This is a genomic window from Bacillus sp. VA13, from assembly GCF_055710085.1.
On record NZ_JBVQPP010000004.1, the window covers coordinates 217,031 to 235,641 of the forward strand.

Annotated in this window: 20 protein-coding genes and 1 pseudogene; 12 read left to right on the forward strand and 9 right to left on the reverse strand. The window is 45.2% G+C overall.

What is annotated here, in order from left to right; translation table 11 throughout:
- Nucleotides 1–65: 65 nt before the first annotated feature.
- A complete protein-coding gene (locus AC0C66_RS16475) occupies nt 66–287 on the forward strand; it encodes a YczF family membrane protein (protein WP_014112641.1) in 222 nt (73 codons plus the stop codon).
- A gap of 16 nt (nt 288–303) precedes the next feature.
- Here AC0C66_RS16475 and AC0C66_RS16480 read toward each other — a convergent pair whose 3' ends face one another.
- The gene (locus AC0C66_RS16480; protein WP_061186182.1) at nt 304–2,058 is read right to left on the reverse strand and encodes a right-handed parallel beta-helix repeat-containing protein; all 1,755 of its coding nucleotides are present in this window, start codon (nt 2,056–2,058) and stop codon (nt 304–306) included.
- A gap of 279 nt (nt 2,059–2,337) precedes the next feature.
- Between AC0C66_RS16480 and AC0C66_RS16485 the strand changes: the two genes are divergently transcribed.
- Entirely contained in the window at nt 2,338–3,816 is a 1,479-nt protein-coding gene (locus tag AC0C66_RS16485; RefSeq protein ID WP_472973632.1) for a peptide MFS transporter, read from the forward strand.
- Between the two features lie 39 nt (nt 3,817–3,855).
- On the opposite strand, the gene AC0C66_RS16490 is transcribed toward AC0C66_RS16485, so the two are convergent.
- From AC0C66_RS16490 to AC0C66_RS16510, 5 genes are all read right to left on the reverse strand, one after another.
- Entirely contained in the window at nt 3,856–4,701 is an 846-nt protein-coding gene (locus AC0C66_RS16490) for an alpha/beta fold hydrolase (RefSeq protein ID WP_014112638.1), read from the reverse strand.
- 67 nt (nt 4,702–4,768) lie between these two features.
- Nucleotides 4,769–5,233, reverse strand: coding sequence for a pyridoxamine 5'-phosphate oxidase family protein (locus AC0C66_RS16495; RefSeq protein WP_072183608.1), 465 nt, complete (start codon nt 5,231–5,233; stop codon nt 4,769–4,771).
- Nucleotides 5,230–5,457 carry a phenolic acid decarboxylase subunit BsdD gene (gene bsdD / locus AC0C66_RS16500; protein ID WP_019257455.1) on the reverse strand — a complete coding sequence of 76 codons (228 nt, stop codon included), beginning with the start codon at nt 5,455–5,457 and terminating at the stop codon, nt 5,230–5,232. Before bsdD ends, AC0C66_RS16495 begins: the two co-directional genes overlap by 4 nt.
- Before the next feature lie 16 nt (nt 5,458–5,473).
- Complete coding sequence (bsdC, locus tag AC0C66_RS16505; RefSeq protein WP_014112635.1) at nt 5,474–6,895, reverse strand: phenolic acid decarboxylase BsdC; 1,422 nt, start codon at nt 6,893–6,895, stop codon at nt 5,474–5,476.
- 2 nt (nt 6,896–6,897) lie between these two features.
- Nucleotides 6,898–7,512, reverse strand: coding sequence for a non-oxidative hydroxyarylic acid decarboxylases subunit B (locus tag AC0C66_RS16510; protein ID WP_029316764.1), 615 nt, complete (start codon nt 7,510–7,512; stop codon nt 6,898–6,900).
- Nucleotides 7,513–7,601: 89 nt separating this feature from the next.
- Between AC0C66_RS16510 and bsdA the strand changes: the two genes are divergently transcribed.
- The 8 genes and pseudogenes from bsdA (at nt 7,602) to AC0C66_RS16550 (ending at nt 13,516) form a co-directional block, all read left to right on the forward strand.
- Entirely contained in the window at nt 7,602–8,474 is an 873-nt protein-coding gene (gene bsdA / locus AC0C66_RS16515; RefSeq protein WP_014112633.1) for a transcriptional regulator BsdA, read from the forward strand.
- Nucleotides 8,475–8,589: 115 nt separating this feature from the next.
- On the forward strand, nt 8,590–9,396 hold the full coding sequence (tcyA, locus tag AC0C66_RS16520) for a cystine ABC transporter substrate-binding lipoprotein TcyA (RefSeq protein WP_061186179.1): 807 nt from the start codon (nt 8,590–8,592) through the stop codon (nt 9,394–9,396).
- A complete protein-coding gene (tcyB, locus tag AC0C66_RS16525) occupies nt 9,383–10,087 on the forward strand; it encodes a cystine ABC transporter permease TcyB (RefSeq protein ID WP_014112631.1) in 705 nt (234 codons plus the stop codon). The genes tcyA and tcyB overlap by 14 nt, the downstream gene beginning before the upstream one ends.
- A 13-nt stretch (nt 10,088–10,100) precedes the next feature.
- Nucleotides 10,101–10,844 (forward strand): cystine ABC transporter ATP-binding protein TcyC, encoded by a 744-nt coding sequence (gene tcyC / locus AC0C66_RS16530; protein ID WP_014112630.1) that lies wholly within the window; start codon nt 10,101–10,103, stop codon nt 10,842–10,844.
- Between the two features lie 115 nt (nt 10,845–10,959).
- Nucleotides 10,960–11,846 (forward strand): annotated as a pseudogene (locus tag AC0C66_RS16535) (response regulator aspartate phosphatase).
- Nucleotides 11,846–11,968 (forward strand): hypothetical protein, encoded by a 123-nt coding sequence (locus AC0C66_RS16540; protein WP_276206281.1) that lies wholly within the window; start codon nt 11,846–11,848, stop codon nt 11,966–11,968. Before AC0C66_RS16535 ends, AC0C66_RS16540 begins: the two are co-directional and overlap by 1 nt.
- A gap of 121 nt (nt 11,969–12,089) precedes the next feature.
- Nucleotides 12,090–12,737 carry a YczE/YyaS/YitT family protein gene (locus AC0C66_RS16545; RefSeq protein ID WP_014112627.1) on the forward strand — a complete coding sequence of 216 codons (648 nt, stop codon included), beginning with the start codon at nt 12,090–12,092 and terminating at the stop codon, nt 12,735–12,737.
- Between the two features lie 104 nt (nt 12,738–12,841).
- Complete coding sequence (locus AC0C66_RS16550) at nt 12,842–13,516, forward strand: 4'-phosphopantetheinyl transferase family protein (protein ID WP_409509429.1); 675 nt, start codon at nt 12,842–12,844, stop codon at nt 13,514–13,516.
- Here AC0C66_RS16550 and AC0C66_RS16555 read toward each other — a convergent pair.
- Nucleotides 13,511–14,845 carry an aminotransferase-like domain-containing protein gene (locus tag AC0C66_RS16555; RefSeq protein ID WP_014112625.1) on the reverse strand — a complete coding sequence of 445 codons (1,335 nt, stop codon included), beginning with the start codon at nt 14,843–14,845 and terminating at the stop codon, nt 13,511–13,513. The two genes, AC0C66_RS16550 and AC0C66_RS16555, sit on opposite strands and share 6 nt — an antisense overlap.
- A gap of 123 nt (nt 14,846–14,968) precedes the next feature.
- Here AC0C66_RS16555 and AC0C66_RS16560 point away from each other — a divergent pair, with 123 nt between their 5' ends.
- Both AC0C66_RS16560 and AC0C66_RS16565 read left to right on the forward strand, forming a co-directional pair.
- Nucleotides 14,969–15,907, forward strand: a complete 939-nt coding sequence (locus tag AC0C66_RS16560) for a DMT family transporter (protein ID WP_072183604.1) — start codon at nt 14,969–14,971, stop codon at nt 15,905–15,907.
- A gap of 53 nt (nt 15,908–15,960) precedes the next feature.
- Nucleotides 15,961–16,518 (forward strand): YcxB family protein, encoded by a 558-nt coding sequence (locus tag AC0C66_RS16565; RefSeq protein ID WP_072183603.1) that lies wholly within the window; start codon nt 15,961–15,963, stop codon nt 16,516–16,518.
- Nucleotides 16,519–16,532: 14 nt separating this feature from the next.
- Here the strand turns inward: AC0C66_RS16565 and AC0C66_RS16570 are convergent, their stop codons facing one another.
- Nucleotides 16,533–17,759, reverse strand: coding sequence for an MFS transporter (locus tag AC0C66_RS16570; RefSeq protein ID WP_088680294.1), 1,227 nt, complete (start codon nt 17,757–17,759; stop codon nt 16,533–16,535).
- Between the two features lie 100 nt (nt 17,760–17,859).
- Nucleotides 17,860–18,588 (reverse strand): surfactin biosynthesis thioesterase SrfAD, encoded by a 729-nt coding sequence (gene srfAD, locus AC0C66_RS16575; RefSeq protein ID WP_072183602.1) that lies wholly within the window; start codon nt 18,586–18,588, stop codon nt 17,860–17,862.
- Nucleotides 18,589–18,611 lie beyond the last annotated feature (23 nt).

Below are 18,611 nucleotides of genomic sequence, written 5' to 3' on the forward strand. Positions count from 1 at the left end.
ATTATGCATGCTGCGGTATAACTTCTCCGATAAAGATAGACACTAAAAGTGGAGGGTGATGAAGCATGAAGATATTAGGCGTGACAGGGGTCATACTGATTTGTTTATTAACCATTTCTGTTTTTATGGACATGCTTCAAGGTTTCAGTTTGACAAAAGCCATTTATAACAATGTGTCCAGCTTTAAGATGACGACGTTTGCAGAATGGGTCGTGCTTTTATTTTTTGTTTTCATATTAGTGAGAGAAATGTACGTGATCTATAAATCGAAAAAAAAGAACCCCTAAAGCGGGGCGCTTTTTTTCAAGCGATAATATTGCCGTCTGCTGTATCGCTGCTATGTCTGTTGATGGTTCCTTTGAAGATTCGATTGCCGATGATTTTGGAATTGGTTGAGGTGTTTGTTTGAATAGCTGTCGCCGTGCCTGCGGAGAGGTTATTGATGGTGTTTCCAGAGATGATAGAGCCTGCAGAACCGTTGATATAAATGACAATCGGATTTCCGGCTGTTCTGTTGACAGAAATGGTGTTATCAAAAATTTCATGCACACCGGCGTTAATATAGATGGTAACCAAAAGCGGAGATCTCTCGAAATGGTTGCCGATAATTGAGGTTTTCGCACTTGTGGAACAGTAAATCGGGTAATTTTTAAACTCTTTACATGTGTTGTTTTTGATGATAGCGCTGGCATTGTTTGTAACAGAAACAGCATATGATTCTGGGGCTGCTTCAAACGCGTCTGGATTCAGTGTATTTCCTTCAATCACCGCGTTTCCTTGAGCGATCCAGATCCCCCGGCTGAATTTTCTCAGCACATTATCTTTAATGATCATATCGCCTCCGGAAATGTTCACGCCGTCAATGACTTGAATGAGGCAGTTATTCAGAAATGCGCTATCATCTGACAGCACTGCGCGAAGGCCGGTACTGCGCCTTGTTTCAGACAGGCCGTTTTGAATCTGGTTGCCATCTACCTTTACGTCAGAAGACTGATAAACCAATATCCCTGTGTTTTCAAAGTTGCTGATTTTATTGTTCGTGACAAGAACACTCTTTCCCCTGACATCAATCCCGGTGGAAAACCCGGTAATGAGATTGCCTGCGATGACCGCATCACTGCTCTCTTTTCCTTGTGACACACCGAGTCCGGTAATCCCAACTCTAGGCGCAGCAGCCGCGCCTTCCGCCCGTCTGAGAATATTTCCTTTAATTACCGTTTGCGTTCCATACCCATAACTGATCGTATTGTCTGAGTGGTTTCCTTCTATTGAAATGCCGTACCCGTTAAAATTGGTCACAGAACTTGAAACGTTTCCGATAAAATGGTTATTGCGAATGGATACATTGATCGGTTCTTCATAATCAATATCACCTTCTCCATATCCTTCTATGTCTATTCCGAATCTCGGTGCTGTTCCATTCCCCGTTCCGGCATCTGCAATCACGCAGTCCTCCACCGTGACCATATCACATCCGGTAATGGAAATATTATTTCTTCTCGACCGCCGAACCTCACAGCGGCGGATGATAATTTGCTCTGACGTTCGATAATCATGATTTGTCTTTAATCCCCTCGGACTGACAATGATCCCGTCCCCGGTAAAATCAGAAATTTTGACATCATCAATGACAACATTCGAGCATCCTTCAATGCAAATGCCAAAGCCCCATTCATGGGTTGATCTTATTCCTGCGGACGCATACGTATGCTCATCGCGTTCACCGATAAGTTGTCCCCCGGAAATGGTTATATTCTCTTGCTTGCCTACATAAAATGCGGAATAACCCCACGAACTGTTCGGGATCACTTTGATGATACACTCGGGGTCCATCACAATCTCAAGGTTGCCGGGAACAATGATCCCAGCGTTTCGAAACTTCTGATTGGGATCTCCTCCAAGCGTTCCGTCTATTAAATATGTTCCCTTTGGAAACCAGACAGTATGATATCCTTTCGAAACAGCCGTACTGAGGCATTGATTAATCAGTTCTGTTGAATCCGTTTTACCATCTCCTGAGATACCGAAATCCGCCGCATTTAATATGAATTCAGCCAATTGCGAGCCTCCTTCTCTATGATTACTATCATGATACTCACAAAGGCCCGATCCGCTTGTACATTTCTCTAAAATTTTATTAAAAAAATATAAAGGAATAGTTTTGTAAGCAAACCTTACAAAAAAGGACTTAATAATTAGGATGAAATCACTATTTTTATACATTTATAATTTTTCCATTATGGAACTGTTTGAAATGAGTATAAATTATATTGACACAAGTATTATATAAGAATATGATTTTTATAATACACTTTTTTAAGAAAGGGTTTGGCTGACATGGCTTCGATTGATAACGAAAGTATCATTAAAAGCGTCCCGCAAAAAGGGTTCTTTGGTCACCCGCGAGGACTATTTACACTATTTTTCACCGAATTTTGGGAGCGTTTCTCTTACTATGGTATGAGAGCAATCTTGCTTTACTATCTGTATACAGAGACGGTAAACGGAGGGCTTGGCTTTGACAAAGGCACAGCAGTTGCCATTATGTCGATTTACGGTTCTCTCGTATACATGTCCACTATTATTGGCGGATGGCTTGCTGACCGGGTATTCGGAACCGCAAACACCGTGTTTTACGGCGGCATATTCATTATGTTCGGCCACATTGCACTCGCCTATCCGGGCAGCGCGACAGCATTCTATATCAGCATGGTGCTTATCATTATCGGAACAGGCTTATTAAAACCAAACGTTTCAAGCGTGGTTGGAGATCTTTACACGAAAGAAGACCCGCGCCGCGACTCAGGTTTTAGTATTTTCTACATGGGGATTAACCTTGGCGGTTTACTCGCGCCGTTAATTGTCGGAACACTCGGACAGAAGTACAACTATCATCTCGGCTTCGGAGCTGCCGCTGTTGGAATGCTTCTCGGACTTATCGTATTTGCTCTGACAAGAAAGAATAACCTCGGGCTTGCAGGCTCAAATGTGCCGAATCCGCTGTCTAAAAAATCTGCGATTGGTACTGGAATCGGTGTTATCATTGTGACAATCGCAGTGATTATCTCTGTACAAACAGGCATGCTGACGATCAATGGTTTCATCAACCTTGTAAGTATTCTCGGTATTTTGATTCCTATTGTTTATTTCATCATCATGTTTACAAGCAAAAAAGCGGACAAAACAGAAAAATCTCGTCTTGCCGCTTACATCCCTTTGTTTATCGGTGCTGTCATGTTCTGGGCCATTCAGGAACAGGGAGCGACCATTCTTGCGGTTTACGCTGATGAACGCATAAGGCTTTCATTGGGTGGATTAGAACTTCAGTCATCTTGGTTCCAATCATTAAATCCATTGTTTGTTGTCATTTTTGCGCCAATTTTTGCGTGGCTATGGATGAAGCTTGGCAAACGCCAGCCGTCCACGCCAGTGAAATTCTCAATCGGAATTATTCTAGCTGGCTTGTCATTTATCATTATGGTTTTCCCTGCAATGCAAGGAAAAGAAGCACTCGTAAGCCCGCTTTGGCTCGTTCTCAGCTTCCTGCTTGTCGTGCTTGGAGAGCTGTGTCTGTCTCCAGTCGGTTTATCCGTAACAACGAAACTGGCGCCAGCTGCATTCTCTGCACAGACAATGAGTATGTGGTTTCTGACTAACGCAGCAGCCCAAGCGATCAATGCCCAAGTAGCCGGATTATTTGATAAAATTCCTGAAACAACCTACTTCGGTACCATCGGTTTGATATCTATCGTACTTGGCGGCATTCTCCTGCTGCTTTCGCCGATTATCAAACGCGCGATGAAAGGGGTCTTATAATAAGAAACAGCCCGCGGATTTTGATCTGCGGGCTGTTTTTTATTTGTCCATCCATTTGCTGAAGCTTTGATCAAAGGCTTGCGGTTCTTCCAGCATCGGCTGATGGCCGCTCTTCTCAAAAATAACCTTCTCCACATGGGGATATAAACCGGCAACAGCATCCCAGAGTGTAACAGGCGCAACTAGATAATCATATCTTCCTAAGCCGATGTAAACCGGCACTTGAACATCAGCTAACCTCTGAATAAGATCAAGCTGGGCAAATGTATGCCCCCATAATTCATCAATAATCGGCATATTCGTGAAAACACCGTCCCATAAAGCAGCAGCATGCGGCCGCTCTTGATAAAAGCTTTTCGCTTCAGCGCGAATACACATGTGCACAAAGCGTCTCTCGGGATCTTTTTTGATGTCCAGCGGCAAATTCACGATATCTTTTTCAAAGCGTTTTTTTCTCTCAAGACTGGCTGTCTCCATGAAAAACGATTCACTTTTTCGCTGTCTTGCTTCACTGTTATCAGGTGCAGTGTTGAAAAGCGCAACCTTCCGGACATGTTCAGGATATGTCCTGGCATATTCTAAAGCCATAAATGCGTGTCCAGAATGACCCAAGATGACCACATCCTCAAGCTGAAGAGACGTTCTCAGCCTTTCAATATCGGCCAAAACGGCTTCAAGCCTCAGATCTTCTGTCCGCAATTCCCGCTTTGGCTTGGCAAATCCTCTGTGATCAGCAAATATCCATTGATATTTCTGTTTGATATCTGAGGAAAAAAGACGCGGGTAGTAAACCGCACTTCCGATCACAAGGATGGGTGCGCCCTCTCCCTCGATTCGATAAGATAAATCAAAACCGTCTGAGTGACAGATTCCCGTACGTTCCATTTCTCACGCCCCCTTTGTTTTCATTATATAAAATAAAAGCCTGACGCATGGCGTCAGGCTTTCGATATTACCGTTTTAATTCCTCAAGCGTCTTTTCCCATCTGTTCAGCACCTCTTCAGGGCTGTGAAGCTGGATACGGACACCAGAAGTCAAACCAGCATATTTCGCCACATCCTCCTTCATTGAAACGATGCGGCAGGCAAAACGGTCTCTGTCATATTCGGCTTCTTTCAGAGGCGGCAAAGGCTCGCATTGCAGCTTCACATAATGAGCGGCTCCCTTCCACCATGCCGTGAACTGCGCTTTTCCTGTGCGAAGGATGTTGGCTGCAGTCGCTGTGTTTTTCCACAGAGCGATTCGGATATCTGTTCGGCTCAGAGCGATGATTTCTCCCGCGCTGATCATAGCGGCGTGCGGCCAGCCGCCCTCCGATACAGTTTGCAGAACGAAAGCCTCATGCTGCTTCTCATTCAAGCGATTCCCGTCAAGCAGCTCAAAGAGGCGATCTGACATACAGTTCACGCTGATCAAGCCTTTCGTTCCGGCACAGCCGGAACTTCAATTGCTGTTTCTGTTTCCTTCGGATCAATTTTAAACGCTGGATTGTATTTCGCCGGATTTGTAATACTTTCCGGCTCACAGGATCTCCATGTGAAAAAACATGTTTGACACTGATAAACTTCCCATGCGCCTTCTACAGGCGATTTGCTCATGACTTCTCCCTTTTTCGAATCGCAACGAGGACATGTATGCATTTCGATCATCCTTTCCTTATTTATTCATTAAGTCCATTAATTTTTGTTCCCATTCTTTCGTTGTTAATGGTGAATCAAGCGGCTGTGAATAATGGCCTCTTGTTTCCGGCGCAACCGGTGTAGTGGCGTCAAGAATCATTTTGTGAGTGATTCCTGATGGATTAGATCCCGGGTCAAGCGGCAGGACAGATAAGTCTGGAATGATGACCGCATCGTGCTTCGGATGCATTTTGGTCGAAAGCGCCCACATGACCTGCGGCAGGTTGAATGGATCGACATCCTCGTCAACGACAATGACCATTTTGCAGTAGCCGAGTCCGTGCGGTGTTGTGAGCGCGCGCATGCCGACTGCTTTCGCAAATCCGCCATAGCGTGTTTTTGTGGAAACAATCGCGATCAAACCGTGTGTGTACATGGCGTTCACAGCCACAATTTCATTCGGATACGCTTCTTTTAACTGCTGATAAAGCGGCACACAAGTGTTAATGCCAATCATGTAATCGCATTCTGTCCAAGGCATGCCTAAGTATAAATGTTCAAAAATCGGATTGTTTCTATGATACACTCGTTTAATTTTAATAATCGGCATGCTGCGTCCACCGGAATAATGGCCTGTGAACTCACCGAACGGGCCTTCATATTCACGCTCTCCGGCAATGATTTCACCTTCAAGCACTACTTCAGCGCCCCATGGAACATCAAGATCAGACAGCTTAGATTTCACGATGCGATATGGTTCACCTTGAATTGCGCCTGCCATTTCGTATTCTGATTGATCATAAAGAAGCGGAGTCGATGCCGCCGTTGTTATGACCGGCTCACAGCCAAGCGCAATGGTGACCGGAAGATTGATGCCGCGTTCTTCAGCTTGACGCAGATGGATCGCAATATCGTGCTGCGGCACAGGCTGAATGCCAAGGCGGTCTTTTCCTTTGACCTGCATTCTATAAATTCCGACGTTTTGTTTGCCGAAATTCTCAGGATCTTCAAGATCGCGGGAAATGACACATGCTTTGTCTAGATAGTAACCGCCGTCTCCTTGGTTAATTCTGAAAAGAGGCAGTATATCGAACAAATTGATATCTTCTGTGATTTCATTTTCATGAAAAGGCGCTGATTCCTCACGTTTGACCGGCATCGGAAATTGGTCATAACGTTTCGCAAATTCAAAAAACTGTTCTTTCACCGGCGTGTCTTTCGGCATGCCCAGCATCATTGCATGGTTCGGCCAGGAGCCGATCACATTCATCGCAATTTGCGCGTTGTGATAGCCATAAATGTTATTAAATAAGAGCGCGGGGCTTTTATCGCCAAGATTGCTGGCTGCGCGTGCTGCAGCCCCTATATCCGGCTCCGGCTTTACCTCTTCATTCACTGTTAGCAGCTGTCCTTCTTTTTCAAGGGCAGCGAGAAATTCTCTGAAATCTTGATAAGCCATGATCAAGCTCCTCCTTTTTGTTTTTCAATCCCATTCCAGCGTTTCGCTTCAGGAAGGCGAATGCCGAATTGGTCCAACGTTCTGAATACAATATGGTCAACCATTTCCTCTAAGCTGCTCGGCTGATTATAAAATGCCGGCATCGGAGGAAGAATGATGGTACCCATTTTCGTAAGCGCTAGCATATTTTCGAGATGAATCTGGTTCAAAGGCGTCTCTCTCGTTAAGAGGACGAGTTTTTTTCTTTCCTTGAGCATGACATCCGCCGCACGCGTCAGCAGATTATCCGCCATCCCGGTGCGAATGCTTGCGAGAGATTTCATGCTGCATGGCGCAACAATCATTCCATCGGTATCAAACGACCCGCTTGAAATGGCTGCCGCCTGGTCCTTATGCGAATACGTGTATGTGGCCAGTTGTTCTACTTCTTTTAAGGTATAGCCTGTTTCATGTTTGATCGTGACGTTAGCCCAAGGAGACACGACGAGATGGGTTTCTACTTCGGCCGCCTTCAGCCACTCCAGCAGCCTGACCCCGAAAATAGCCCCTGTTGCCCCTGTCATTCCGACAACGAGTTTCACTTTGCCCCCTCCTTTACGCTTGAATTCTGCTTTCATTTCCATCATACTCCTGATATATCCATATGAAAAATATCTGTTAAATCTATATTTAATACCTAAAAGGTATAGTTAGGAGGCACTTTCTTTTGGACATTCGCCAGCTTCGATATTTCATTACCATTGCCCAAGAACAGAAAATCACGTCCGCCGCCAAAAAACTCCACATGGCGCAGCCGCCTTTAAGCAGGCAGCTGAAACAGCTGGAGGATGAGCTAGGTGTTGTTCTGTTTGACCGGAATAAGAAAAAACAAATGACGCTTACATATGAAGGAACTGTTTTTCTGAAAAGAGCCAAGGAGATTCTGCATAGGTTTGAGGATGCCGTCATCGAGGTACAAGAGCTGAAGGAGGAGGTAGCCGGCACGCTGGCAGTGGGTTCAACGATTTATTGCGCGGCTCTGATGCTTGAAAAAGTAACACAGATCAAAGAGAGATACCCGCACCTCACCTTTAATATTTGGGAGAATGAGCCTGCGACACTGTTAGAGCTGCTGGAAAGCCGTCAAATCGATGCTGCGGTCACGACGACACTGATCAAAAGCGATACAGTTCAATTCAAACAGCTTGATGACATTCCATGTGTGCTCGTGCTTTCAGAAGAAGCCGGGTATCCGTGCGGTGACACCATTAAAATGGAGGACATTCCTTCCTTTCCGCTGATTCTGCTGCGGCCTGTCAACGGAAAAGGCGTCTATAATCAGGTCATGAATGAATTTCATCGTTTGAATCTGGAGCCGCGCATTGTTTGCGAATGCCACGATTCCGCAACTTTGCTCAGTCTCGTCTCATCCGGATTCGGCGCGTCCATTCTGCCCGTCACGATGATTCCCGTCCATATGAGAAACCACGTTCACACCGTCCATATCGAAAACAATCCCTTCATTATGACACCGGCAGTCATGTGGAGAACAGACAGTTATTTGCCAAAACCGGTACAGCAATTTTTGGATTTGTTTTAAAAGATTTTGCCTTATGAAAACCAAATACTTGACTCATACTAAAAAAAAGTTATCCTTTAGATTTGTAAGCTAATTTTTTATTTCAATAAAATCAACCAGAAAAGTGGGGAATAAGATGAAAAAAGCATTATTGGCTTTATTCATGGTCGTAAGCATTGCCGTTCTCGCAGCTTGCGGAGCAGGAAATGACAATCAGTCAAAAGATAACGCCAAAGATGGCGATCTTTGGGCTTCTATTAAGAAAAAAGGTGTGCTGACAGTCGGTACGGAAGGAACATATGAACCGTTCACTTACCACGACAAAGACACTGACAAGCTGACTGGCTATGATGTGGAAGTCATCACAGAAGTCGCAAAACGCCTGGGACTGAAAGTCGACTTTAAGGAAACGCAATGGGACAGCATGTTTGCCGGCCTGAATTCCAAACGGTTTGACGTCATTGCCAACCAAGTCGGAAAAACAGATCGTGAAGACAAATATGATTTCTCAGATAAATACACAACATCAAGAGCCGTTGTCGTGACGAAAAAAGACAACAACGATATTAAGTCAGAAGCAGATGTAAAAGGAAAAACATCAGCTCAATCACTGACAAGCAACTACAACAAATTAGCTACAGATGCCGGCGCGAAAGTAGAAGGTGTTGAAGGCTTGGCACAATCCCTTCAATTGATCCAGCAAGGCCGCGTCGATATGACATACAACGATAAGCTTGCCGTATTGAACTACTTAAAAACATCAGGCAACAAAAACGTGAAAATCGCGTTTGAAACAGGCGATCCTCAGGAAACGTACTTCACGTTCCGCAAAGGAAGCGGCGAGGTTGTTGATCAAGTCAACAAAGCTTTAAAAGAAATGAAAGAGGACGGGACTCTTTCTAAAATTTCTAAAAAATGGTTCGGCGAAGATGTTTCTAAATAATCTGCCGGCATTGACGCTTGGCACGGCGATCCCGTGGGATCTGGTGCAGCAGTCATTCTGGCCGATACTTTCAGGGGGAATCTACTATACGATTCCCCTTACCATTCTTTCCTTTATATTCGGAATGATACTGGCGCTGATTACGGCGCTTGCCAGAATGTCGAAAGTGAGACCTTTGAGATGGGTGTTCAGCATATACGTATCCGCGATACGGGGCACTCCTCTTCTCGTTCAATTGTTCATCATTTTCTATCTGTTCCCGGCCTTTAACATCACATTAGATCCATTTCCAAGCGCAGTTATCGCCTTTTCATTAAACGTCGGCGCCTATGCATCTGAAATCATCCGGGCATCTATTTTATCCGTGCCGAAAGGGCAATGGGAAGCCGGCTACACAATTGGCATGACACATCAGAAAACGCTGTTCCGCGTCATTTTGCCGCAGGCGTTTCGTGTGTCGATCCCGCCATTATCCAATACCTTTATCAGCCTGATCAAAGATACATCCCTTGCCTCTCAGATTTTGGTCGCTGAGCTATTCAGAAAAGCTCAGGAAATCGGCGCGCGGAATCTTGATCAGATTTTAGTGATCTATATTGAAGCAGCCTTTATTTATTGGATTATCTGCTTCCTGCTTTCACTCGTCCAGCATGTCATCGAACGGCGTCTTGACCGCTACGTGGCCAAATAAGGAGGTTCCGAGTATGCTTACCGTTAAAGGATTAAACAAATCATTCGGTGAAAATGAAATTTTAAAAAAGATAGATATGAAGATTGAAAAAGGGAAAGTCATCGCCATACTTGGGCCTTCAGGTTCAGGGAAAACGACGCTGCTCCGCTGCCTGAACGCGCTGGAGATTCCGAATCGCGGGGAGCTTGCATTTGATGATTTCTCCATCGATTTCTCCAAAAAAGTGAAACAGGCAGATATCCTAAAGCTGCGCCGGAAATCCGGAATGGTATTCCAGGCGTATCACCTGTTCCCGCACCGCACAGCCCTTGAAAACGTGATGGAGGGCCCTGTTCAGGTGCAAAAACGGAACAAAGAGGAAGTCAGAAAAGAAGCGATTCAGCTTCTTGAAAAAGTCGGATTGAAGGACAAAATGGATTTATATCCGTTCCAGCTCTCCGGCGGCCAGCAGCAGCGCGTCGGCATCGCCCGTGCATTGGCGATTCAGCCTGAGCTCATGCTGTTTGACGAACCGACCTCAGCGCTTGACCCCGAGCTTGTCGGAGAGGTGCTGAAGGTTATCAAGGATTTGGCCAACGAAGGCTGGACAATGGTCGTCGTAACTCACGAAATCAAATTCGCCCAGGATGTGGCGGATGAAGTCATCTTCATCGACGGTGGCGTCATCGTGGAACAGGGACCGCCGGAGCAAATTTTCTCCGCACCAAAGGAAGAACGGACGCAGCGGTTCTTGAACCGGATTTTGAACCCGCTGTAAAATCTTAAAAAAACCCAAAACGAATGCCGTTTTGGGTTTTTTCTTTTATAAGATCTAGTAATAACTCCTAGAAGTTTGCGGTTTTTTTGCGGACAAGCATCATATTGCAAATGATATGGGGTCAGCAGTACCATCATCACACGTAGGCGTTAAAATTAACGAATGGTATAAGATGATTCGTCAATTTAGTGTACCTGATGCTGAAGTTTTAAAGGCAGAGGTTGAGCTAGAAATAAAGGCAATGGAAGAGGATCAAGATTTACTCCTCTATTATTCTCTTATGTGTTTTCGTCACCAATTGATGTTAGATCCTTAGAACCGCCAGAGAAAAAATATAAGCGACCAAGCATCTCAGAACTGCTTGAGAAAATTGAAAACCGCCAAAAAAGGCTTACTGGTCTTCTTAAATATTATTCATTATTTTTCCGTGGAATGTATGAATTTGATCAAAAAGACTATGTAGAGGCAATCCATTATTATCGAGAAGCTTTACACAAGGCTGAACATTTGAAAGGAAAACAAGCAAATAGGATTATCGGGGTAATCCACCATAACTTAGGACTGGTATCAACAAGAGGTGGAAATCTTACAGATGCTGAGTATTTTTTCAGAAGAGCATTAGAAATGAAAGATCACATGAACACAGCTAATAGTATTAGGACATTATATATGATGGCAAATGTGATTTATCAATCTTCTAAACTGGATGAAGCACATTTATTTTATGAAAAAGCATTAAAACTAGCCTTGCATTTTAATGAAGAAGAATATAAAGCAAAATTAACAATCATTTATTCAATTTATGAAGAGTATAATGAGAAAGAAGTGGAGCGCAGCCTTAAATATTCGGAAAAGAAATGTCTATGGTCTGAATATGCAGAATTAACAGAAAAGATAGGTGACTTTCATTTTGAAACAGGAAATTTTACCGAAGGAAGGAATTTCTTAAAGAGGACTATAAATGCCCAAACTCAAATACTAAAAGTTACGGAGGCGCTATAATGAAAAAACTTATTATCAGCACCGCTTTGATTGGTTTCCTTTTTGCTGGTTTATTAAATGCAGGATCATACGCTAACGAGTCAGACTCATTTCAAGTAGCAGAAAAGGCAATAAATATTTAAACCAAAACAGGGCTGCCACAGGCGCCCCTTTTTTTTGTTGAGCCCCTTTCGCCTATTCCGCCCTTCTGTCAGATGTGCTACAATGACAATCGACTGATTTTTACGAAAGAAGGGACCTCACGTGAAGCAAGAACTTGTTCTGCGCTGGACATTTTATTTTGCCGGTTTGATCATTTTGGCTTTTGGTGTATCCCTGACGATAGAAGGAAAAGCACTCGGCATTAGCCCGTGGGATGCATTTCATTACAGCCTGTTTCAGCACTTCGGGCTTACCGTCGGCCAGTGGTCCATCATTATTGGAGCGCTCATCGTCGGATTAACGTCATTGTTTACGAGGGCTTGGCCAAAAATTGGGGCGATCCTGAATATGGTGCTCATTGGTATATTTATAGATTTTTTCAATTTCATTCTGCCTGCCCCCTCGACCTACACGGGCTCCGTCATCGTCTTCTCTCTCGGTGTGCTCCTGATCGGCTACGGCGTCGGTGTTTATGTATCAGCAGGCCTTGGCGCGGGGCCGCGTGATTCACTGATGATGCTGATTACAGAAAAAACCGGCTGGAATGTGCAATGGGTGCGGAACGGCATGGAAATAACAATTTTATTTGCGGCATGGGGCATGGGCGGCCCGATCGGTTTTGGCACTATTTTGACCGCCATCCTCACCGGACTCATTTTGCGCTTTTCATTGCCCCAGTCAATCCAGCTGCTGAATTATGCTGTGGCAAGGCGGACAGCCGCTGTGAAAGCATCTCCGCCTATACACTAAAACAAAGCCGCCTCGGCTTTGTTTTTTTATTTTCTCCTCTATATGAGTCTTGTTGAAGTATGATAGGATGGTTTTGACAATCTTTTGCAGACGGAGGATCTAGAATGAAGATTTACGGAATGTATATGGACCGCCCGCTTTCACAGGAAGAGACTGAACGGTTAATGTCTTTCATATCGCCTGAAAAACGGGAGAAATGCCGGAGATTTTATCATAAAGAAGATGCTCACCGCACCCTGCTGGGAGATGTGCTCGTTCGCTCAGTCATCAGCGGACAGTATCAGCTGGACAAAGCCGACATCCTCTTCAGCGCGCAGGAATACGGGAAGCCCTGCATCCCTGATCTTCCTAACGCCCATTTCAACATTTCTCACTCTGGCCGCTGGGTCGTTTGTGCGTTTGATTCACAGCCGATTGGCATCGATATTGAAAAAATGAAACCGATCAGCCTTGAGATCGCCAAACGTTTCTTTTCAAAAACAGAGTACAGCGACCTTTTGGCAAAAAATAAGGACGAGCAGACAGACTATTTTTATCATCTATGGTCAATGAAAGAAAGCTTTATCAAACAGGAAGGCAAAGGCTTATCGCTTCCGCTTGATTCCTTTTCAGTGCGCCTGCACCAGGACGGGCAAGTATCCATTGAGCTTCCGGACAGCCATACACCATGCTATATCAAAACCTATGAGGTGGATCCCGCCTACAAAATGGCTGTGTGCGCCGCGCACCACGATTTCCCCGAGGATATCACAATGGTCTCGTACGAAGCGCTTTTATAAGTGGCTCATCAGCAGCTTGACGCCATGCTCAATATCTTCCGTTTTCACATTGGAAATACTGATTTTTAATAGATTTTCTTTCGGATAATCTGATAAATAATGACGGTCTATCGCCTCAAGGAGAACCCCTTGTTTTTTCAGCCTTTGAATCACCCTTGAGGCTGGCAGATCCCGAGGAAGCACCAGATGGGTGTGCATGCAGGGTGCCTGTCCGCTGGAGAACGTAAAGCGGCCGCTTCCCAGCTGCCTATGTGTTTGGATGGCTTGATGAAGCCTCAGTGACCGTTCCTTATAGGAAGCGCGGATCTTCTCCTTATGCCTGCCGTACATGCCGCTTTTCAGATAAATCTCCAACGCTGCTTGAGAAATCATCGAGCAGTCGATGTCGTTCAGCTTTTTGTACGTGTGAAACGTGTCAGCCAGCGCATCCGGCAACACAGCGGCCCCCACGCGAAGGCCGGGGAACATCATTTTCGAGAAGCTTTTCAAATAAATGACATGCGAGGACAGATCATATGCGTACAGCGGATCTGCCTTTTTATTTTCCTCCAAATCACCGAGATAATCATCCTCAACGAGATAGACATCATACATTTCTGCCAGTCTCACAAGCTCTTGTTTATCTCGCTCTGACAAAGAGCAGCCAAGCGGGTTATGGAAACGCGGCATCGTATAAAAAAATTTGATCGATTCTGTCTGAAACAGCCGCTCGACCTCGGCTATATCTAGCCCCTCTTCTGTTCTTCTCACTCCGATAGCAGGAATCCCAAGCGTCTCAAGCTGTTCAATCATCAAATGATAGCCCGGCTGTTCAATGGCGATCTTCTCTTTCCCATTTGGAAACGGCATTGCACAAAGCAGGGACAACGCCTGCTGAACACCTGATGTGATGAAAATATGCCGTTCATCCGCAAATACCTGCTGATTGGCCAGCAGCTTTCGGAGTACGCGAATGAGTGATGGAAGCCCCTTTGGCGTTCCATAAATAAACAAATCATTTTTGTATGTATCAATCGCTTTGTTGATGCAGTGCTGAAAATCAAGATATGGAAACACCTCGGGGTCCGGTGCAGATGTGGCAAAGTCGATGGGGCCCGGCTGCCCGCTTTTTGATTTTCCCGTCTTTTTCACAATATAATAGCCGCTTTTCGGAACCGAGTAGATGAGGTGGCGCTTTTCCAGCTCCTGCAGCGCGCGGATCACTGTGCTTTTGCTGACTTGGCAGCGGGCGGACAGCTGACGGATGGACGGGAGCCTGTCTCCTTCTTGATAGGCGCTGCTTTGCATCATCTCCTCTATCCTCGTTAAAAGACTCATATATTTCTCCATGCTTCTCCCCCTGTTTTGTACCGGTACAGTTCATTGTTTTTCTCATTGTACCGTTCTGGTCACAGCCATACAATAAAATAAAGCGACCGGCGCTGCAATTCAGATAAAGGAGCACCTCCCATTATGGTTAAAAATCAGCAAGCCTCCGCTTATATGGCGGCTATCTTATATTCGTTCATTATCGGTTTATCCTTTCTATTCGTAAAAATCGCACTGCAAACAGCTGAACCGTTTGATATTCTGGCACACCGGTTCACCATTGCGTTTGCCGCGGCCACTGTACCGGTCTTATTCGGCTGGGTAAAGCTATCAATCCGTGTAAAGGACGTCATTGCCATTTTGCCGCTCGCCCTGCTGTATCCGGCATTGTTTTTCAGCTTTCAGGCATTCGGCCTTGTGTACTCCTCCTCCTCTGAAGCGGGGATTATTCAGGCAGCGATTCCGATTTTCACGATGATCCTTGCCGCCTATGTGTTAAAGGAACGCTCGACATGGACGCAGAAGGGCTTTACGGTTTTATCCGTTGCCGGCGTCATGTTTATTTTTGTGATGAAAGGCGTTGACGTGGAATCAGCCAGCTTAAAAGGATCTCTGCTGATCCTGCTGTCCGCTTTGTCCTCCGCGATGTACAATACCGCTGCCAGAAAAATGACGCAGCGGTTCAAGCTGACCGAGCTCACCTACATCATGTCAGCGATCGGCTTTGTCGCCTTCAACGCCATCGCCCTTGTGCGCCACGGAGCGGCTGGAACTGTCGGCACTTATGTTCAGCCATTCCGGGAGCCCGATTTTGTTCTCGCGATTGTATATTTGGGCGTGCTGTCTTCACTCGTCACTTCGTTTTTGTCCAACTATACGCTATCGCGGATTGAGGCGTTTAAAATGAGCGCTTTTAATCATGTGTCTACCATCGTGACGATGATTGCAGGAGTGGTGATTCTAAACGAAAGCCTGGCCTGGTATCATCTTGCCGGAGCGGTTTGTATTATTATTGGCGTGCTGGGGAGCAATACCAATCTGCAGAAAAAGACAAATCGCCATAGGGCCCCTGCAAAAAAATGAGAAATTATGCTAGACTGGTAGGAAAAACATGGTTTGAGGTGTAAGGTTACCGTATGACTCAATATGCTAGTGAAAGTATTAATCTTCCAGGAGAGATTACTTTTAAAGACGTAAGAGAAATCTTTTTTTATCAACTCAGAAAAATCTCATTCTTTTACTTTATATTGTTTTGCGCCATTTTTGCTGCAGTTCATTTCATTAACGGATGGCCCCGTATTGTTTATGGCAGCGAAGCGCTTAACTTGTTTATGAATAGTATTTTCATTATCGTGATGTCTGTTCTGTTTACACTGCTGCTCCTCCTTCTTCTATATGTAAAGTTTTTCAGAGCATACAAGAAGAACGAACGGATCAAATCCAAAAGAACGTATACCCTCAATCAAGAAGGAATCCGTATATGTTCTAAAAAGTATGACCTTATTTTTAATTGGAATGAAATCACGGCTGTTTTCGAATATAAAAATATCTTCCGGATCAATACATCCAGCAGCCAATATATTGCGATACCAAAACATTTTTTTCATTCCAAAGAGGAGATGAACAGATTCCGAGGAATTATCCTTAATCATACCGAAACAAAAAAAGTAAAATTCAAAAAGGATCAGCGCTAACAGTGCTGATCCTTTTATATTGATTGATGCGTTTCTTTTGCCTTCTGTTTATCTAAAAACGGCACCAGCTCTATTCCAGCCGATACACCTACAAACACGATGCACACAACAACAATCAGCAGATAATCATGGGCCATGTCAAAAAACAACCCGCCTGCATACACGCTGAGAGCTCCGGCGATCTGATGAATAAAGAAATTGATGCCTAACAGCGAGCCGATCAATCCTGTTTGATAGCTTTCTGAAATAGACGCCGCCGTCAGCGGGATCACACCTGTGTAACTGAGCCCGAATAACAGGATAAAACTGAAGTACCAAAGTTCGCTGTGATGGATTCCGAGAATGGGAATGAGCAGGCAAATCAGGCTGAGCAGCCGAATGAAAAATAAAATGGATAACATCATGCTTCTGCTGCCGAGGAGATCTGACAGCCAGCCTGCCAGTAATCCGCCAATGATAATAAACGCCCCGAACGCGGCCATCATTCCGTTGACATGAGAGACATGTGCATCCTTCAGCATCGGAACGAGATGAGCATCAATGATTCCCATTGTAAATCCGCATGTAAACACGCCGAAGTAAAGGATATGAATAAGACGAGACTGCTTTACCACGTTCCAAAATCCCCGCCAGTCATAAGATTTTTTCACTGACGGCGCTTGCACATGTGGCGGGTGTTTCATCCCGAAGGCAAGGAGCGGCAGCAGAACTGCCGCCATGACGATGCCCAATAGAGTATAGGTGTTTTGCCAGCCGGCATGATACGGAGCCGCGGCCCAAATGGGCGAGAGCAACAGCAGGCCCGCTGAGTTGGCATTGGTCAAAATAGCGAGCGCCAGACCTTTGTGTGTGTCAAACCAGCGGCTGATGAAATACTGGGTCGTCACGCCGACTGCACACGAATAGCCAATTCCGCCGAGCACTCCGTAAATGGCAGAAAACACATGAACATTCGGTGAATACGGAAGCACCAAAAAGCTTGCGCTGATACAAACAGCTCCGAGCGCCATAATTTTTCTGACGCTGAACCGGTCAATAAAAAAACCGACAAAAAACTGAACGATGCCCGTTGTAATCATAAAAATGCTGACTGAAACCGAGATCAGCGACCTATCGGCATGGAAGGTATCCGCCATCGGCAGCATAAAAAATTGAAAGGAATTTCTGAATGAGTTCATTCCGATGGCGAAAACAAACGTAAACAGCAATACAAACCATTTCATCTTGGGAGACGCGTGCATGTTTCGACCTGCCTTTATTTGAGTATTGCGACTATTATATCATGTAAAAATTTACATTCGGTACAAAAAAAGCGGAACAGCCAGCGCTGTCCGCTTTTGATCACGATTGAATGATCGGATGCTGATTCAATATCGCAAAAATCCGTTCTGCCACTTCTTCCGTATGTGACAGCAGAAACATGTGCCCGCCGGCAAATTCATGGAATGTGATGTCTTTCGCCCACTTCTTCCAGCCTTCCGCATCCCGTATGCATTTTTCATCATCCAGCCCGTTAAAGACATGAACAGGCGATTGGATCGGGCTCAGATCGTGAAGCTCAAATTGTTCAAGGGCCCGGTAATCTGATCGGAAGGAAGGCAAGAAAAAGGACATGACTTCCTTATTTTCAACGAGCTCCGCTGGCATCCCGCCTAATTTGATAATATGATCGAGAAACTGATCATCAGGCAGATGGGACACTTTCTTCCGCTGAATATGCGGCGGCTGTATCGCAGAAATGATAACCGCCTGCGGAAATATGCCTTCCCGCTCCAGCTTTTGCGCCAGCCTGAAGGTGATCATTCCGCCCATACTGTGTCCAAACAGCACAAACGGCCGATCAGGACGAAGGTTCAATTCTTGTTTGTACAAATCGGTCAGCTCTTCGAGATCCTCAATAGCTGACGTTTGATTCGTTCCGTGCCCTGGCGGCTCGGCAGCGAGCATCTCACACTCCCCTTGCAAAAAAGCATGGAGAGGGCGAAACGATGCCGAGTAGCCGCCGGCAAATGGAAAACAGATGAGCTGCGTTTGTTCCGACGCATCAAATGATTTGAAGAGTTGGCTCATTGGCCGTCTCCTCCTTTCACACT

Bases quoted from the DNA above. Each gene is read 5' to 3' on its own strand.
- AC0C66_RS16570 (WP_088680294.1), bottom strand. From the start codon at position 17,759: ATGCACGCGTCTCCCAAGATGAAATGGTTTGTATTGCTGTTTACGTTT.
- tcyA (WP_061186179.1), top strand. From the start codon at position 8,590: ATGAAAAAAGCATTATTGGCTTTATTCATGGTCGTAAGCATTGCCGTT.
- bsdC (WP_014112635.1), bottom strand. From the start codon at position 6,895: ATGGCTTATCAAGATTTCAGAGAATTTCTCGCTGCCCTTGAAAAAGAA.
- srfAD (WP_072183602.1), bottom strand. From the start codon at position 18,588: ATGAGCCAACTCTTCAAATCATTTGATGCGTCGGAACAAACGCAGCTC.
- AC0C66_RS16550 (WP_409509429.1), top strand. From the start codon at position 12,842: ATGAAGATTTACGGAATGTATATGGACCGCCCGCTTTCACAGGAAGAG.
- tcyB (WP_014112631.1), top strand. From the start codon at position 9,383: ATGTTTCTAAATAATCTGCCGGCATTGACGCTTGGCACGGCGATCCCG.
- AC0C66_RS16510 (WP_029316764.1), bottom strand. From the start codon at position 7,512: ATGAAAGCAGAATTCAAGCGTAAAGGAGGGGGCAAAGTGAAACTCGTT.
- AC0C66_RS16565 (WP_072183603.1), top strand. From the start codon at position 15,961: ATGACTCAATATGCTAGTGAAAGTATTAATCTTCCAGGAGAGATTACT.
- AC0C66_RS16560 (WP_072183604.1), top strand. From the start codon at position 14,969: ATGGTTAAAAATCAGCAAGCCTCCGCTTATATGGCGGCTATCTTATAT.
- bsdD (WP_019257455.1), bottom strand. From the start codon at position 5,457: ATGCATACATGTCCTCGTTGCGATTCGAAAAAGGGAGAAGTCATGAGC.
- AC0C66_RS16540 (WP_276206281.1), top strand. From the start codon at position 11,846: ATGAAAAAACTTATTATCAGCACCGCTTTGATTGGTTTCCTTTTTGCT.
- AC0C66_RS16490 (WP_014112638.1), bottom strand. From the start codon at position 4,701: ATGGAACGTACGGGAATCTGTCACTCAGACGGTTTTGATTTATCTTAT.
- AC0C66_RS16475 (WP_014112641.1), top strand. From the start codon at position 66: ATGAAGATATTAGGCGTGACAGGGGTCATACTGATTTGTTTATTAACC.
- AC0C66_RS16485 (WP_472973632.1), top strand. From the start codon at position 2,338: ATGGCTTCGATTGATAACGAAAGTATCATTAAAAGCGTCCCGCAAAAA.
- tcyC (WP_014112630.1), top strand. From the start codon at position 10,101: ATGCTTACCGTTAAAGGATTAAACAAATCATTCGGTGAAAATGAAATT.
- AC0C66_RS16555 (WP_014112625.1), bottom strand. From the start codon at position 14,845: ATGGAGAAATATATGAGTCTTTTAACGAGGATAGAGGAGATGATGCAA.